The organism is Streptomyces niphimycinicus, assembly GCF_018883605.1.
In the GTDB taxonomy this organism is placed as follows: Bacteria; Actinomycetota; Actinomycetes; order Streptomycetales; family Streptomycetaceae; genus Streptomyces; species Streptomyces niphimycinicus.
In genome coordinates, this window is the sequence record NZ_JAHLEM010000082.1 from 21,323 (window position 1) to 36,216 (window position 14,894).

At 71.7% G+C, this 14,894-nt stretch carries 15 protein-coding genes; 9 read left to right on the forward strand and 6 right to left on the reverse strand.

Annotation, left to right across the window (positions count from 1 at the left end):
- Positions 1 to 4: 4 nt before the first annotated feature.
- Together KN815_RS09740 and KN815_RS09745 are read right to left on the reverse strand one after the other, a co-directional pair.
- Positions 5 to 1,468: an MFS transporter gene (locus tag KN815_RS09740; protein ID WP_216341361.1), complete on the reverse strand. Its 1,464-nt coding sequence runs from the start codon at positions 1,466 to 1,468 to the stop codon at positions 5 to 7.
- A complete protein-coding gene (locus tag KN815_RS09745; RefSeq protein WP_216341362.1) occupies positions 1,465 to 2,061 on the reverse strand; it encodes a TetR/AcrR family transcriptional regulator in 597 nt (198 codons plus the stop codon). The genes KN815_RS09740 and KN815_RS09745 overlap by 4 nt, the downstream gene beginning before the upstream one ends.
- Before the next feature lie 247 nt (positions 2,062 to 2,308).
- On the opposite strand from KN815_RS09745, the gene KN815_RS09750 reads away from it, so the two are divergent.
- Positions 2,309 to 3,157 carry a hypothetical protein gene (locus KN815_RS09750; RefSeq protein WP_216341363.1) on the forward strand — a complete coding sequence of 283 codons (849 nt, stop codon included), beginning with the start codon at positions 2,309 to 2,311 and terminating at the stop codon, positions 3,155 to 3,157.
- A 42-nt stretch (positions 3,158 to 3,199) separates the two neighbouring features.
- On the opposite strand, the gene KN815_RS09755 is transcribed toward KN815_RS09750, so the two are convergent.
- The gene (locus KN815_RS09755) at positions 3,200 to 3,703 is read right to left on the reverse strand and encodes a MarR family winged helix-turn-helix transcriptional regulator (protein WP_216341364.1); all 504 of its coding nucleotides are present in this window, start codon (positions 3,701 to 3,703) and stop codon (positions 3,200 to 3,202) included.
- Between the two features lie 170 nt (positions 3,704 to 3,873).
- On the opposite strand from KN815_RS09755, the gene KN815_RS09760 reads away from it, so the two are divergent.
- Entirely contained in the window at positions 3,874 to 5,496 is a 1,623-nt protein-coding gene (locus tag KN815_RS09760) for a purple acid phosphatase family protein (RefSeq protein ID WP_216341365.1), read from the forward strand.
- 79 nt (positions 5,497 to 5,575) lie between these two features.
- Here the strand turns inward: KN815_RS09760 and KN815_RS09765 are convergent, their stop codons facing one another.
- Positions 5,576 to 8,032: a GH92 family glycosyl hydrolase gene (locus KN815_RS09765; protein ID WP_216341366.1), complete on the reverse strand. Its 2,457-nt coding sequence runs from the start codon at positions 8,030 to 8,032 to the stop codon at positions 5,576 to 5,578.
- Positions 8,033 to 8,162: 130 nt separating this feature from the next.
- Here KN815_RS09765 and KN815_RS09770 point away from each other — a divergent pair, with 130 nt between their 5' ends.
- Positions 8,163 to 9,122, forward strand: coding sequence for a right-handed parallel beta-helix repeat-containing protein (locus tag KN815_RS09770; protein ID WP_216341367.1), 960 nt, complete (start codon positions 8,163 to 8,165; stop codon positions 9,120 to 9,122).
- 76 nt (positions 9,123 to 9,198) lie between these two features.
- Here KN815_RS09770 and KN815_RS09775 read toward each other — a convergent pair whose 3' ends face one another.
- Positions 9,199 to 9,372, reverse strand: coding sequence for a hypothetical protein (locus tag KN815_RS09775; RefSeq protein WP_253208865.1), 174 nt, complete (start codon positions 9,370 to 9,372; stop codon positions 9,199 to 9,201).
- A gap of 34 nt (positions 9,373 to 9,406) precedes the next feature.
- Here KN815_RS09775 and KN815_RS09780 point away from each other — a divergent pair, with 34 nt between their 5' ends.
- The 6 genes from KN815_RS09780 (at position 9,407) to KN815_RS09805 (ending at position 13,453) form a co-directional block, all read left to right on the forward strand.
- Positions 9,407 to 9,790 (forward strand): LysR substrate-binding domain-containing protein, encoded by a 384-nt coding sequence (locus KN815_RS09780; RefSeq protein WP_253208866.1) that lies wholly within the window; start codon positions 9,407 to 9,409, stop codon positions 9,788 to 9,790.
- A 126-nt stretch (positions 9,791 to 9,916) separates the two neighbouring features.
- Positions 9,917 to 10,735, forward strand: coding sequence for a DUF4142 domain-containing protein (locus tag KN815_RS09785; protein WP_216341368.1), 819 nt, complete (start codon positions 9,917 to 9,919; stop codon positions 10,733 to 10,735).
- A 502-nt stretch (positions 10,736 to 11,237) separates the two neighbouring features.
- Positions 11,238 to 11,684 (forward strand): hypothetical protein, encoded by a 447-nt coding sequence (locus tag KN815_RS09790; protein WP_216341369.1) that lies wholly within the window; start codon positions 11,238 to 11,240, stop codon positions 11,682 to 11,684.
- On the forward strand, positions 11,681 to 12,517 hold the full coding sequence (locus KN815_RS09795) for a helix-turn-helix domain-containing protein (protein WP_216341370.1): 837 nt from the start codon (positions 11,681 to 11,683) through the stop codon (positions 12,515 to 12,517). The genes KN815_RS09790 and KN815_RS09795 overlap by 4 nt, the downstream gene beginning before the upstream one ends.
- 37 nt (positions 12,518 to 12,554) lie before the next feature.
- Positions 12,555 to 12,992, forward strand: a complete 438-nt coding sequence (locus KN815_RS09800) for a roadblock/LC7 domain-containing protein (protein WP_216341371.1) — start codon at positions 12,555 to 12,557, stop codon at positions 12,990 to 12,992.
- 86 nt (positions 12,993 to 13,078) lie between these two features.
- A complete protein-coding gene (locus KN815_RS09805) occupies positions 13,079 to 13,453 on the forward strand; it encodes a hypothetical protein (RefSeq protein WP_216341372.1) in 375 nt (124 codons plus the stop codon).
- A gap of 108 nt (positions 13,454 to 13,561) precedes the next feature.
- Here KN815_RS09805 and KN815_RS09810 read toward each other — a convergent pair whose 3' ends face one another.
- Positions 13,562 to 14,890 (reverse strand): enolase C-terminal domain-like protein, encoded by a 1,329-nt coding sequence (locus tag KN815_RS09810; protein WP_216341393.1) that lies wholly within the window; start codon positions 14,888 to 14,890, stop codon positions 13,562 to 13,564.
- Positions 14,891 to 14,894: the final 4 nt, after the last annotated feature.

Genomic DNA, 14,894 nt, shown 5'->3' on the forward strand with positions numbered 1-14,894 from the left:
CGCCTCACCGCGTCGGCCGGCCGTACGCCCCTGGACGATCTGGCTGACCTTCGGTTGGCCGCGTCGCCGCACGGCCCGGCAGTCTGGTGGCCAGCAGCGCACCGGCCGCGGCCACGGCCGCGAGGGCCGTCAGCGCCGGTCCCATCGCCGAGAGGAAGACGTCGGCCGCCCAGCCCGTCCCGTCGCCGGGCGGCCGTCCGGTGGTGCCACCCGGCCCGGCCACGCTCATCAGCGTGGTCGCGGCCGCGACCCCCAGCGCGGGGCCGATGTTCATGGCGGTCTGCTGGAGCCCGCCCGCCACTCCGGCGGTGTCCACGGACGCGTGGCGCACGAGGACGGTGGTCGCGGTGACCATCACGGTGGCGAATCCCGCGCCCAGCACGAGAAAGCATCCACCGATCGCCGCGGCGCCCGAGCCCCGGCCGAGACCGGACATCAGCAGCACACCGGCCGCCACCAGGACCATCCCCGCGACCGAAGCCCGGCGGGGCCCCTGACGGCGCATCAGCATCGCCGCCACCGGTGCGCCCAGCACCATCATCACCGCCAGCGGGAGCGCCCTGAGCCCGCCGGCGAGCGGATCCAGCGCGAGCACGTCCTGGAGATAGTAGGTGCCGAGGAAGAGCGTCCCGAAGAGGGCGGCCGACGCGGACACCAGCACGCCGAGCGCCGGGCCGACGGTGGCCGACCGCAGCAGACCCGGCGGCAGCAGCGGATGTTCCGTACGGCGCTCATGCCATACGAAGACGCCACCGGCCACCACGGCGCTCGTCGGCCCGAGCCCGGTCGCCGCCGTCCAGCCGGTTCCGGGGGCGCCGACGAGCGTATGCACCAGCCCGGCCAGCGCCACCGCGAGCAGAGCGGCACCGGGCAGATCGAGCCGCGGCCGGGCGGTCTCCCGGGGCGCGGCCGGGGCCCGCACGGCGAGCGCCGTCAGGCCCAGGGCAACGGCGGGCACGACATTGAGGAAGAACACCGCCCGCCAGCCCAGATGGGTGGTCAGCGCCCCGCCGATCAGGGGGCCCGCCGCGGCCGCGAGGCCGATGGCGCCGGTGCGCACCGCGAGGGGCCTGCCGAGCCGGTCGGGCGGATACGCGGCGCGCAGCATTCCGAGGGTGGCGGGTTGCAGCAGCGCCCCGAAGACCCCTTGGGCGATCCGCAGTCCGATCACCCAGCCGATGCCGCCCGCGAGTCCGATGCCCGCCGAGGCGGCGCCGAAGCCCAGCGTCCCGATGGCGAAGACGCGCCGATGCCCGTAGCGGTCGCCGAGGCGGCCCGCGAACACCAGCAGACTCGCCACGGCGATCAGATATCCGGTGCTGGTCCACTGGACCTGGGCGAACGTGGCATGGAGGTCCCGCTGTAGACGGGGCTGGGCGACGGTCAGCACGGTGCCGTCCAGGGCGACGATCACGGCCCCGGTGACGCTGCCGACGAGGGTGAGGCGTCGTGCCCGCGGGGCGCTCATCGGGCCTCCGGGCCGAGGTGTGCGTCGAGCGCGGCACGCAGCAGCGGCTCGGCGTCGTCCACTCCGACCGCGAGCTGAAGGCTGCCCCAGCCCCACAGTTGGGCGATGCCATGCAGATTCGCCCACAGCGCGCCCGCGACGATCCGTGGCTCCGCACCGGACTCCGGCCGCACCCTGGCCACCAGGTCGACGAGGGTGGCGAAGAGCGGCAGGCTCGTCTCCCGCAGGCCGAGCTGGTTGCTCTCCAGGAGATCGTGGCGGAACATCAGCTCGAACATGCCGCGGTTGGTCAGCGCGAAGTCGAGACAGCTCCGCGCCAGGGCCGTCAACTGCCCGCGTGGATCGCCCTCATGGGCGGCGATGGCCTCACCGGCCCGGTCCGCCAGGCTCTCGAAGCCGCGGCGCGCGATGGCCGACAGCAGGGTCAGATGCGTGGGGAAGTAGCGCCGCGGCGCACCGTGGGACACCCCTGCCCGACGGGCGATCTCCCGCAGCGAAAGGGCCGGCACCCCCTCCGCCGCCACCAGTGCCACTCCGACGTCCACCAATCGGGATCGGAGACCCGAGTCCTGCTCATGCTCCCGCTCATCCATAGACACTGTCTACCAGAGCGTAGTAGACAGTGTCTACGCGTTCAGAATGACGAATGAAGGCCCAACCCCGAGACTCATGGGACCTGCGAAGCACCCAAAAAGGGGCACACTTGTTCATGTAGCTGAATGTCATTCTGAGGTAAAGAACCGCCCGCGAGCCTTGACGGTCCTTTTGGTCCGGTCCAATGTGCGTGGTGCGCCATGAGCACGCCACTCCTTTACCGGATCAGGAAGGAAGTCAACGACCATGGCAGAACCCCTCGTTCCCCGCTCGTTAAGCCGCCGCCGGGTCCTCGGCTCGATGGCCGCGGCCGCCGTCGGAACGCCGATCGCCCTTGGGCAACTGACCTCGGGGGCCGCCCCCGCCTCCGCCGCCTCCCGGGCCGCGGCCGCGCAGTTGCTCTGGCATCCGAACCCGTCCAGCGCCGGGCTCAAGGCGTTCGAGGGCATCGAGGCCGACCGGGGCGGCGCACACCCCGACCGGAAGTACGTGATCGTCGAGGGCGGTGACCACTACCGCTTCAACATCTGGAAGGACGACCGGGACACCACGGGTGGCGGCGACCGCCAGCGCACCGAGTCCAAGGGCATGGTGCAGGACGGCACCACCCTGAAGATGCGCGACGGTGAGACGTGGAGCCTCAGCTACGAGATGTTCATGCCCACCTCGCTGCACGGCACCAGCAAGTTCACGCATATCTTCCAGACCAAGACCCCGGCGGACAACGGCGGTCCGTACATCACCCTTGACCTGGGCCGCAGCGGCAGCACGGAGACGCTGCGGGCCCGTGCGTACGCCAACTCCGGCTCACCGGACATCGCCTCGACGAACCTCGCGCCGCTGCGCAACAAGTGGATCACCATCGAGTGGACGTTCACCATCGGCTCGAATGGCAAGGCGGCCTGCGTGATACGCAACGGCACCGGGTCCGGCGCCCCGGTCGCGGTCCAGGGCAGCATGTCCAATGTGAGGATGCCGGACCAGGACGACTACCAGCGGCCCAAGTGGGGCATCTACCGCTCGGTCGAGAGCGCCTCGTCGGACATCCTCGACACCTATCTGCTGTTCCGGAACTTCCAGGCGTCCAAGGCATAGCCCGCGGCGGTGACGCGGGGCCGGTGGCGTCCCGGCCCCGCGTCACCGGCCGTCGGATGCCTCGGAGGCGCCGGACACCGGCAGATGGCGTGCCACGGAGGCGTTGAGGCGCTTCAGGAACTCCGTCAGCCGGGCGAGGTCCTCGTCCGGCCAGTCCGCGACGGCCTCGCCCAGCAGCCGTGTCCGCCGCTCGGCCGCCAGCGCGATATGGCGGCGCCCGGTGTCGGTCAGCTCCACCCTCCGTATCCGCCGGTCCACGGTGTCCCGCACCCGGGTCACCAGCCCTGCCGCCGTCAGCCGGTCGACGACGCGCACGGCGCGGGCCCGGTCGGTCAGCAGCAGGGCGGCGATGTCGGACACGGCGGGGCCGGGCGGGGAGCTTGCCTCGACGAAGCGCAGCACCCGGTAGCCGGTCGGGGTGACATCCCCGGGGAGCCCGCCCAGGAAGTGCTCCCGTACCAGCGGTCCGTACAGCCCGAACCGGGCGTGCCGCAGCTCCCGCAGCACCGCGTCCAGCCCGCGCAGCTCTTCGTCCCGATCGTTCACGGGGACCAGCGTGCTGTGCCGCCACCGCCTGTGGCAACGCACATCCGCCACCGTCCACCGAGATGGTTGTCCGGGTTCGCCGTCCGGTCGTCCGGCGGTAGCCCGCCGTGTCGTGGTGTTCACGGCGCCTCGGTGTCGGGCGGCGACGGGCCCATGGGAGCTTCGGGCTCATGACGACGACACCGAAGACCACGGGCACCACACCGCCGGAGTCCCGGGTGAGCCGCCGGGGGCTGCTGGGCGCGGCCGGCGCGGCGGCGGCCGGTGCGGCCACCTTGATGTCCCAGCCGGAGGCGGTGGCGGCCTCGCCGGTGCTGTGGACCCGGCCGGAGGGGTCCGGGATGCCACCGGTGAGCGGGCTGCATCTCCAGTTCGGGTCCGACGCCGCCCGGGAGGTCGTGGTGTCCTGGCAGACGCCGGCCCCGGTGAGGCGGCCACGTGTCAGGTTCGGCACCCCGGCCCATGGCATGGGCACCGAGGTCACCGCGCGGACCACCTCCTACCAGGACGCCACATCCCAGCAGCGCATCCATGTCCATCACGCCCGGCTGAGCCGGCTGCGCCCCGGCACCGGCTATGTCTACGCCGCCGTCCACGACGGGGCGACGCCGGAGGCGGGGTCGTTCCGCACCGGGCCCAGTGGCCGGGCGCCGTTCACCTTCACCAGCTTCGGCGACCAGGGCACGCCCACGGTGGGCAAGCTGAACGGCCCCAAGCCGCCGAAGATCACCGAAAAGCTCACCTATCTCAACGACAACCTCGGCTCGCCGTACGCCAATGACGTGACCACCGCCGTCGAGCGGGTCGCGCCGCTCTTCCATCTCATCAACGGCGATCTGTGCTACGCCAATCTGTCCGAGGACCGGCTGCGCACCTGGTCGGACTGGTTCGATATGACCAGCCGGTCCTCGCGGTTCAGGCCGTGGATGCCCGCGGCCGGCAACCACGAGAACGAGCTGGGCAACGGGCCGATCGGGTTCGCCGCCTACCAGGCGTACTTCTCGCTGCCCGGCAACGGAGGCGACGCCGAGACCCAGGGGCTGTGGTACGCCTTCACCGTCGGCTCGGTGCGGGTGGTGAGCCTGGCCAATGACGACGTGGCCTACCAGGACGCCGGGAACACCTATGTGCGGGGCTATTCCGGCGGGGCCCAGCGGCGCTGGCTGGAGGCCGAGCTCGCACGGGCCCGGGCCGACCGGGACATCGACTGGATCGTGGTCGTCATGCACCAGGTGGTCGTCTCCACGGCCGACCACCCGGGCAACGGCGCCGACCTCGGCGTCCGGCAGGAGTGGCTGCCGCTCTTCGACACCTACGGCGTCGACCTGGTCGTCTGCGGCCATGAACACCACTACGAGCGCTCCCACCCGATCCGTGGCCGGGAGCCCAACGACACGATGACGCCGACCCCCGCCGCCACCCGTACCGATCTGGTGGACACCACCGAGGGCACCGTCCATATGGTCATCGGTGGCGGTGGCACCTCGGTCCCGTCGATGGACGTCCTGTTCGACACCCCGCGGTGCAATGTCATCACCGGTGTCGGAGCCACCGGTGCGAATGGCCATAAGACCCCGGTCTATGTGACCGAGCCGGCCCCGTGGTCGGCGGTGCGCGACCGGGTGACCCCGTACGGCTTCGCCGCGTTCTCCGTCGAGCCCGGCACCGAACCGGGCGGCCTCACCACGATGTCGGTGACCTATTACGCGGTCACCGGTCTCTACGGCCGTATCGAACCCGTGGACACCTTCACGCTCCGGCGGACCCGCGGCGACGGTGAGCGGCGCCGATAGGGGCATGAGGTGATCCGTACCGGGAACGTCGGGCCGCCGACGTGGTCCATGAGGAGCTCACCCGGTCCGGCCCAGGGCGTCAGCGGGGCAGCCCGCCCGGGTCGGTGGCCCAGGTGGTGTCGGGCCGGTCGGCCAGGTCGAAGGCGAGTGAACCGCCCTGGCGCAGGAACGAGCCGTCGAGCCATGAGGTGGCGTGCGGTGTGCCGTTCACCCGCACCGCGTGCACATAGAGATGGGTGTCGGAGGCGTCCGGGGCGCCGATGGTCAGGGCACGCCGCTGCCCGGCCGGGGCGATCACCACGCGGGGGAAGAGCGGTCCGGTGAGCAGTGCCTCGGCACGCCCCGGGGCCTGGGGATAGATGCCGAGCGCCGCGAACACGTACCACGCGGACATGGTGCCCAGGTCGTCGTTGCCGGGCAGCCCCTTCGGCCCGGTTCCGTACACGGTGGCGACGATCTGGCGCACCGTCTCCTGGGTCTTCCAGGGCTGCCCGAGCGCGTTGTAGAGCCAGGGGGCGTGGATGCCCGGTTCGTTGGTGGGGTCGTAGCGGAGCGGGTCGCCACCGCGGACCGACCAGGAGCCGTCGGGCCGGTGGAAGAAGCCGTCCAACCGGGCCGCCGCGCTCTCGCGTCCGCCCATGGCCTCGGCGAGCCCTTGTACGTCCTGCGGCACCATCCAGGTGTAGGTGGCCGCGCTGCCCTGGGCGAATCCCCGGTCGGACGCCGGGTCGAAGGGGGTGACCCAGGAGCCGTCCCGGTTTCTGGCCTGGATGTAGCCCGCCGTGCCGGTGGCCCCGGGGTTGAACACATGGCGCCAGTAGCCGCCGCGTGCGCCCAGCTCATCGGCCTCCTTCTGCCGGCCGAGCAGCCGGGCCCAGCGGGCGAGCGCGTCATCGGCGACGGAGTCCTCCAGGGTCTCCGCGGCGCCGCCCCAGCAGTGGCAGGCGTCCTGCGCCGCGTAGCCCGAGTCCAGGTACTGGGCGAGGTTCGGGCGCTGGCCCTCGCACTGTCCCGGGCAGCCCTTGTCGGAGAGCCCGTCGGGGTGCGGGACGGTGGCCTGGCGGTAGAGGGAGTCGAAGGCGCCCTTGGCGTCGAAGTTCCGTACCCCCATGGCGTAGAAGGTGGCGAGCGTGGCGGCGGAGGGGTCGCCCGTCATCACATGGGTGGCGCCGCTGATGTGCACCCAGCGGTCCCACACCCCGCCGTTCTGCCGGGCGAAGTTGAACAGCGACTGGGCGAAGTCCCCGGCCACCCGGGGCTGGAGCAGGGCGAGCAGTTGCACCTGGGCACGGTACTGGTCCCAGCCGGAGAAGTTGCCGTACTGCGCCGTCTGCCCGCGCTCGAGGCGGTGCGGTGTGCCGTCCATGCCCGGGTAGTGGCCGTCGGTGTCGCTGATCAGGTTGGGCTGCTGGAGCGCGTGGTAGAGGGCGGTGTAGAACGCGGTGCGGCGCGGTTCGCTGCCGCCGCTGATCCGGATGGCGCGCAGCCGGCGGTCCCAGGCGGCCCGGCCGGCCGCCGCCACATCGGCGACGCTCGCCCGGGGCGCTATCTCGGCGCGGAGGTTGGCCTCGGCGCCCGCGAGGGAGACGTACGAGATGCCGAGCCGCATCCGGACATCGTTGTCCCGCGTGGTGTCGAAGCCGACGTATCCGCCGGAGCCGCGTCCGGCCCGGTCGGCGCCGGTGAGATAGCCCTCGCCGCCGTCGGCGGTGGTGGCGCCGGGTGAGAGCCGGTCGTTCTCCCAGGTGCCCACGGTGGAGAAGGCGCGGTCGAACGAGGCGCTGAAATAGAGGCGGTAGTAGGTCTTGCGGTTGTTCTCACCGCCGTTGGCGCGCCGTCCGCAGAACGCGCCGGTCAGCACCCAGCCGGTGACCTGGCGCCGCTCGGGGTCGATCTCGATATGCGCGTTCTCGCTGCCGTTGAGCGAGTTGGAGGTGCGGAACAGCAGTCGGGCCGGGGCGTCCTTGGGGAAGGAGAAGTCGGCGACACCGGCCCGCTCGCTCACCGCGAGATCGGCGGCCGCGCCCGAGTCGAGCCCCACCCGGTAGCGGCCGGGCTCGGCCTTCTCCTTCTCGTGCGAGAAGCCGGCGGCGTACTTCTGGTCCTTGGTGTCGGCGGTGGGCGAGCTGTCGACCTCGCCCACGAACGGCATGATCGGCACATCGCCCGCGGCTCCGGGGTGGCAGCCCGCGCCGTTGACATGGGTGAGGCTGAAGCCCCGGACCCGGGTGGTGTCGTACGAATAGCCGTTGGCCGCCGCGGTGTTGGTCTGGTCGCCCGCCGTGCTGGTCGGCGACCAGGCGATCATGCCGAACGGCAGATTGGCGCCCGGGTAGGTGTTGCCGCCGCCCGCCGAGCCGATCAGCGGGTCCACGTAGTCGACGGGGTGACGTACCTCGTCGGCCCGTGGCGCCGCGCTCGCCGCGGGGGCCTCGACAAGCGGGGCGAGCAGCGCGCCGATCGCCACCGCCACTCCCCCGCCGGCCAGCGCCGACCGGCGCCCGAGTCTCTTCCGCCGTGCTCTGTGCGTCTCCATCGGGGATCACGCCCTTCCGTGTGTGGATGTGAACCTAGTGGCGCAGGGTGACGGTGGAGTGAACCGGACGGCGGCGATGGGCGGGTGGGATCGGGACCGGTCCCCGGGACCCGGGTCTACGGTTCCCGCCATGCGGATCACATGGAGACTCCTCCTCGGCTTTCTCGCCGTCTCGGTCCTCGCACTCCTGGCCGCCCTGGCGAGTCCGTCGTGGCCCCGGGAGCGGGGCGCGGACGACGGCTCGGACGGCGGCTCGGACGCCGGCGCTCGGGCGGGGGCGCCCGCCACCGTGCGGGGGGCCGCGCCCTGCACTCTGCACGCCACCACCCCACGGGAGGCCGCGCGCCGGGCGAGGCCGGGCGACACGGTCTGCTTCGACGGCGATCTGTCCCGGCGGCGGCTGGTCATCACCAGGGGCGGCAGCCGGGAGCACCCGATCATCTACGCCGGGGGCGGGGACGCCGTGGACGGCATCACCATCGAGGCCGACGATGTGATCGTCGAGGGGTTCCGGTCTGTCCGCCCGGAGGCGCCCGGGATCGAGCTGACCGGCCACCGCGTCACCGTGCGGAACAACACCGTGATCGGCCCGCGGGGCGGGGACGGCGACGGTATCCGGTTCTTCGGCGACGACCTGACCATCGCGCACAACACCGTCCGCGGCACCGACAACAGCCATGGCCGGCACGCCGACTGCATGCAGACCTTCGCCGGCGACACCCCGCCCAGCCATCGTGTGCGGATCGAGGACAACCGCTGCGAGCAGGTGGACAACATGTGCCTGATGGCCGAGGGCCCGAACGACGGCGAGGGCGACGGCCGGGGCACCACCTCCGACTTCACCATCAGGGGCAACCACTGCGAGACGCTGCGCGCCTCCCAGGCCCTGATGTTCGAGGACGTGCAGAACGCCACCATCACCGGCAATGTGTTCGCCGCCCCCACCGACCACGCCATCGGCCTCGCCTACCACTCGACCGGCGCCCGGGTCGACGGCAACACCCGCCACTCCGGCATCCGCTACGAGGTGGGCATCGACGATTCGTCCAGGGCGGGTTACCGGGGCCCCGAGCCGGGCGGACTGCCGTAGGAGCCTCTGGGAGGAGGGGCCGCGGGGAGCGGGGGCGCGGGGTTCTCCCGCTCCCCCCGGTGAGCGGGACGCCCGGTCATGCGTCGCCCGCGGCGTCGCGTGCCGCCGCCAGATCGGCCACCAGGCGCTCCTCCACCGGGACGCCGGAGTCGGAGTACTGCCCCGACAGACACACCGGGCCCGTATAGCCGAGCCGCGCCAACTGGCCCAGCGTCGCCGACCAGTCGGCCAGCCCGTCGGGGCCCGGCACGAACCAGGGTTTCCAGTGCCCGCCGACGACGGACGTGGCGGATGACTACATCGGATACAGCCCCGAGGGCTCCCGCTATCTGCATGACATCTGCGCCGCCATGATCGGGGTGGACCGCTACGCCGTCAGCCAGTTGACCTCCCAGGTCCCCACCATGCTCGCCCTGGTCCGCGCGGGTCTCGGCTGCGCCCTGATACCCCGTTCGATCATGACCATGGGCGTCCACGGCGTCCGCTACCGCGAACTGGCCCCCGTGGACGCCCACTCCGTCACCCTCCACGCCTGCTGGAGCCCCGGCAGCCCCAACCCGGCGCTCCAGCGGCTGGTGGACGTCCTCACCCGGGAGCGTCTGGGGAGCGGCGCCGTGACGCATGAGACCAAAGGTGGCTGTGAGATAGGCCATACGCTGCCGGAGTAACGGCTCAAAGACGTATAAACAACCGCTGCGCCATTGAGCACAGACCCTTCGCGGTCCGTATTCGCCGGTGCAAGCACGGGCAGACACTGCTCTGCACAACGACCGGCGTCCCCGCCAGGAGGCTCTATGCGATCCCGGTACTTCGTGACAGGTACCTCCCTCCTCATAGGTTCCGTGGTGGTCACCCTCGGCGTGATCATGTCGCCCGCCCTGACGGGTGTGCAGCAGGAGAACCAGACGAACCTGGCGAAGACGAACTCGACGCAGTACGGACCGCTGACCGGGGCCGACAAGGAGTTCGTGGTCAAGGTCCGGCTCGCCGGGCTGTGGGAGTACCCCGTCGGTGAGCTGGCCCTGAAGAAGGGCACCACGGCGCCGGTGAAGACGGCCGGTGAGCATCTGATCGTGGGGCACGCACAACTGGACGACGCCGCACGGGACATCGCACCCAAGCTCGGCATCACCCTGCCCAACAAGCCCACCCCGCAGCAGCAGGGGTTCCTGGACACCCTCACGGCCGCCACGGGCAAGAACTTCGACAGCGAGATGGCCCAGATCCTGCGCATCACCCACGGCCAGATCTTCAGCTCCATCGCCAAGATCCGGGCGACCAGCAAGAACACCCTGGTGCGTCAGCTCGCCACCCAGGCCAACAACACGGTGTTGGACCACATCACGCAGATGGAGAACACCGGGATGGTCGACTACGAGCGGCTTCCCGCACAGATCACCGAGACTCCGACCCAGGGCCCGGACTTCACCAAGCCGGTGATGCCCAAGCCCGGGGAGCCGATGGTGGTCCTGAAGAAGCCGGCCTCGCTCGAGGGCAAGGGCGAACCGCCCACACCGTCCCCGCCCGCCCCGGTCGACGACGCGCCGGGCTCCTCGGCCTCCCCGGCCACTCCGGGCGCCACCTCCTCCCCCTCCGCGCCCGCCGTTCGGTAACGCACCGTCAGGACAGCGCAGACAAGCCGGGTGAAACGCGGGCGGTTTCCGCCACATCGGTACCGTCAAATCTCGCCACTCTGTGCGGCACAGGGGTGCGAAACGACCCAGGGAGAGCCCCCTGGGCACCCCTGTCGGGCACCGCGCCGCGTTCCGGCTCCCTGCGAATGCGTACTCGACCATCGCACGACCGTCTACTGACCCATCCACCACGCCTGCAATAGGACGGTGGAATATGCGCCCGCCCGTCTGTGGCCCGGTAGGGCCCGAAGCGGCTATGAATCCGTTCAGAGGGCCGGTGACCGGGCCCGGTGCGGTGCCCGGCAGGGCCGCCGAGGCATCCGGGGCCCATGGGGCGGCGGACCCTACTACACGCCACCCACTATTTCCGAGCATTACCGGATTTAACTCCCAACTGCTGAACCCTGCGTAACCTCTCCGTCACTGGCGAAGCGCCCCCGGTGGGCGCCCGCCACGGGCGACGCAGGAAAGGGGAGGCCGCATGCCCGGAATCGACGAGTGCTTGCTGGAAGCCATGACCGTGAACGGCGCGCGCGGAGCCGCCGTGATCGAGTGGACCAGCGGACTCGCGCTCGGCATGGTCGGCGAGGTCCGCGACGAGGACCCCGAGGCCACGGCGGCGGAGACGGCGGAGCTGGCCCGGATGGCCGCCGAGCAGCGGGCGTTCGCCGCACTGGGCGCCGGCGGCGCGAAGGGCGGTTCGGACAGCGGCGCCGGGAGCGGCCCCGACGCGGACGATACGGACGGGGAGCCCGCCGTCGAGGACATCATCGTCACCACCCGCACCTGCTACCACCTGCTGCGCTTCGTCGACACGGCCTTCGACAGCGGCGTCTTCTGCTATCTCTGGCTCGACCGCCGGGAGGCGAATCTGGCGCTGGCCCGGATGCGGCTGCGCGATATGTGCGGGCGGCTGGCGCTGATATGAGCATGCCTCGCAGGGCCGGTGGGCGAGCGGGCCACGCGCCCAGCCTCACCGGGCTCGCCGCCGAGCGGGCCAGCGGCGCGCTGCTGTGCGACGCGGGCACCGTCTATCTCCGGGACGGCCAGGTGGTGCACGCCGAAAGCCCCGTGGCCCCCGGGATCGAGGTGCTGCTCACCACCGGTGGGCGGCTGACCGCCGACAACTGGCGGGAGGCGGTGGGCCGGACGGGCCCGGACGGCGGGGTCGGGCGGTTCCTCGTCGACAGCGGCCGGCTGTCGGACGCGGAGCTGGAGATCTGCCATCTGGGCGCGCTGTTCGACGCGGCGTACTTCGCGCTCGGGCACGGCAGCGGCCCCCGCGGCTTCCAGCGGGGCGCGGCCCACTGGCTCGGACCGGTGTGTGCGGTGGGCGCGGTCGCCGTCGAGCGCGAGACCCGGCGCCGCGGCAAGCTGCTGGACTCCCTGTGGCCGTATCCGCGGGTGGACACCGAGCCGGTGGTGCTCCGCCGCCCCGATGGCCGCGCCCCGGCGGTGACCCCCCGTCAGCGCGCGGTGCTGGCGCTGGCCGACGGGGTGCGCACCCCCGCCCGGATCGCGCGGGAGCTGGGCCGTCCCGCCTTCCACACGCTGATCGACATACGGCGGCTGGCGGCGGCGGGCCATGTCGCCACGCCACGGCCCGCCGGTCCGGAACGTCCCGGCCGCCCCGATCCGCCCGCCCGGTCCGGTGCCTCCGCGCCGCCCGCCGCGGACCGCGGTCCCGCCGCGGCCGTCTTCACCGATCCCGATATCGACCTGCTGCGCCGGCTCCGCGACGCCTTGGAGGCAACGCTGTGATTCCCCCGACCGACCCGCCCGCCCCGTGCGCGGCGTCATGAGACTCAGCCTGCGGCAGCGCACGGAGCGCAAGTGGCTGCTGGCCGCCGAGCCCGACGTAGTGGAGGAATTGCGCCGGCTGCGGGCCCGGGTGACCCATGTGACCGGCGCCCTCGCCGCCACCAGCGACGGCGTGGTGCTGGCGCATGACACGGCCGTCGAGGCCGAGGGCGTGGCGGCGCTGACCGCCGCGGCCCTCGGGGTGGCGCAGTCGCTGGCGGGCGCCACCGGGCGGGGCGCCTTCCGTGAGCTGCTGGTCCGCGGCGAGAACGGCTATGTGGCCACCTATGCCGCGGGGTCCACGGCCGTGCTGACCGTTCTGGCCGGTGACCGTACCAATGTCGGCCGTCTCCATATGGAGGCTCGCCGCTCGGGCGCCCGGCTCGCCGATCTGGTGGGCGTCGCCCTCAGCAGGGCCGAGCAGCCGCAGCCCTGACCACCACGACCTTTCCCCGCCCGGCGCGTACACCCGCGCCGGCACCCGACCGGACATCACTGACATCGAAAGGAACAGCCACGATCATGGCGAATACCCAGACCGCGCTCAAAGAGGCGATGACGTCCATCGAGGGCGCCCTCGGCGCCGCGCTGGTCGACTACTCCAGCGGGATGGCCCTCGGCACCGTGGGCGGCGGAAAAGAACTCGACCTGACAGTGGCCGCCGCGGGCAACACCGATGTGGTGCGCGCCAAGGTGCGGACCATGGAACAGCTCGGTCTACAGGACTCCATCGAGGACATCCTCATCACCCTCGGCAGCCAGTACCACCTGATCCGGCTGCTGAAGGGCCGGGACAGCCAGGGTCTCTTCCTCTATCTGGCGCTGGACAAGAACCGGGCCAATCTGGCGATGGCACGGCACCAACTGCGCAAGATCGAGGCCGAGCTGGAGGTCTGACGTCCGGGCCGCATGGCCTCCGATACGGGCGCGGGGGACCGCTCGACGAGCGGCCCCGCCGTCCGACCGGGGTGGTCGGCATGCGCGGGGTCACCGCACTCAGCGCACTCACCGCACCAGGCAGGGACGCTTGTTGTCGAAGGTCCAGCCCGGAATGAGATAGCGCATGCCGACCGCGTCGTCCCGCGCCCCCAGCGCCTTCTCCTGGTAGAGGGCGTGGGCGGCGAGGAGCCGGTCGCGGTCGAGCCGGATGCCGAGCCCGGGGGCGTCCGGGATGGCGATCTCACCGCCGGTGATCCGCGGCGGCTCGACGGTGAGCCGCTCCAGTCCCTCCTGCCAGATCCAGTGGGTGTCCAGGGCGTTGTACTCGCCCGGGGCGGCGGCTCCGCAGTGGGCCACCATCGCCAGGGAGATATCGAAGTGGTTGTTGGAGTGGCAGCCCCAGGTCAGCCCCATCTCATGGCAGAGCTGGGCCACCCGTACCGACCCCTGCATGGTCCAGAAGTGGGGATCGGCCAGCGGGATGGAGACGGACTGCAACGCCAGTGCGTGAGTCATCTGCCGCCAGTCGGTGGCGATCATATTGGTGGCGGTGGGGAGTCCGGTGGCGCGCCGGAACTCCGCCAGGATCTCCCGGCCCGAGTAGCCGTCCTCGGCCCCGCAGGGGTCCTCGGCGTAGGCGAGCGTGCCGAGCAGCGGCCGGCACAGCTCGATCGCCTCGCGCAGCGACCAGGCGCCGTTGGGGTCGAGGGTGATACGGGCGTCGGGGAACCGCTCCTTGAGCGCCCGTACCGCCTTGACCTCCTCGTTTCCCTCCAGCACTCCGCCCTTGAGCTTGAAGTCCTTGAAGCCGTAGAGGTCGTAGGTGGCCTCGGCCTGGCGGACGATCGCCTCGGGGGTCAGCGCCTCCTCGCGGCGGATGCGGTACCACTCCGCCTCGGCGCCGGGTTCGCGGACGTACTCCAGATCGGTCCGGTCGGGGTCGCCGACGTAGAACAGATAGCCCAGGACCCGTACCGCCTCGCGCTGCCGGCCGTCGCCCAGGAGCGCCGCGACGGGCACCTCCAGATGCTGGCCCAGCAGGTCCAGCAGGGCCGACTCGACAGCGGTGACGGCGTGCACGGTGGTGCGCAGATCGAAGGTCTGGGTGCCCCGGCCCCCGGCGTCGCGGTCGCCGAACCGCCGCCCGATCTCGGCCAGCACCCGCTTGTAGTCGCCCACCCGCGCCCCGACGACAAGGGATTCGGCGTCGCGCAGCGTCTGGGTGATCTTCTCCCCGCCGGGGACCTCCCCCAGTCCGGTACGGCCCTCGGAGTCCTCGAGGACGACCACGTTGCGGGTGAAGTAGGGGCCGTGGGCGCCGGAGAGGTTCAGCTCCATGCTGTCCCGGCCGGCGACCGGATAGACGGCGAACGAGGTGACGGTCGGCTGGCTCATCGTG